The sequence below is a fragment of the Serratia grimesii NBRC 13537 genome (assembly GCF_001590905.1).
Classification (GTDB): domain Bacteria; phylum Pseudomonadota; class Gammaproteobacteria; order Enterobacterales; family Enterobacteriaceae; genus Serratia; species Serratia grimesii.
The window spans coordinates 1-1144 of record NZ_BCTT01000037.1 but is presented as its reverse complement, the minus strand read 5'-3'; the positions used below and the strand labels follow the sequence as shown (position 1 = coordinate 1144).

Annotated in this window: 1 protein-coding gene; it reads left to right on the top strand. The window is 51.7% G+C overall.

The genetic code is table 11. The features are described from left to right. Nucleotides 1-1140 (top strand): elongation factor Tu (gene tuf, locus SGR01S_RS23500; protein WP_037427049.1); only part of this gene is annotated, 1140 nt, incomplete at its 5' end. Nucleotides 1141-1144: the final 4 nt, after the last annotated feature.

The following is a 1144-nucleotide window of genomic DNA, read 5'->3' as shown; positions in this document are numbered from 1 at the left end:
GGTACTATCGGCCACGTTGACCACGGTAAAACTACCCTGACTGCAGCAATCACCACCGTTCTGGCTAAAACCTACGGCGGTTCTGCACGTGCTTTCGACCAGATCGATAACGCGCCAGAAGAAAAAGCTCGTGGTATCACCATCAACACTTCCCACGTTGAATATGACACCCCGACTCGTCACTACGCGCACGTTGACTGCCCAGGGCACGCCGACTACGTTAAAAACATGATCACCGGTGCTGCTCAGATGGACGGCGCTATCCTGGTTGTTGCTGCGACTGATGGCCCAATGCCACAGACCCGTGAGCACATCCTGCTGGGTCGTCAGGTTGGCGTTCCTTTCATCATCGTATTCATGAACAAATGCGACATGGTTGATGATGAAGAGCTGCTGGAACTGGTAGAAATGGAAGTTCGTGAACTTCTGTCTGCTTATGACTTCCCTGGTGATGACCTGCCAGTTGTTCGTGGTTCAGCGCTGAAAGCACTGGAAGGCGAAGCTGAGTGGGAAGCTAAAATCATCGAACTGGCTGGCTACCTGGATTCTTACATCCCAGAACCAGAGCGTGCTATCGACAAGCCGTTCCTGCTGCCAATCGAAGACGTATTCTCCATCTCCGGCCGTGGTACCGTAGTTACCGGTCGTGTAGAGCGCGGTATCGTTAAAGTTGGCGAAGAAGTTGAAATCGTTGGTATCAAAGACACCGTTAAGTCTACCTGTACTGGCGTTGAAATGTTCCGCAAACTGCTGGACGAAGGCCGTGCTGGTGAGAACGTAGGTGTTCTGCTGCGTGGTATCAAGCGTGAAGACATCGAACGTGGTCAGGTACTGGCTAAACCAGGTTCAATCAAGCCACACACCAAATTCGACTCAGAAGTTTACATCCTGAGCAAAGAAGAAGGTGGTCGTCACACTCCATTCTTCAAAGGCTACCGTCCACAGTTCTACTTCCGTACAACTGACGTGACCGGTACCATCGAACTGCCAGAAGGCGTAGAGATGGTAATGCCAGGCGATAACGTGAACATGGTTGTAACCCTGATTCACCCAATCGCGATGGACGACGGTCTGCGTTTCGCAATCCGTGAAGGCGGCCGTACTGTAGGCGCTGGTGTTGTTGCTAAAGTTATCGCTTAATCGC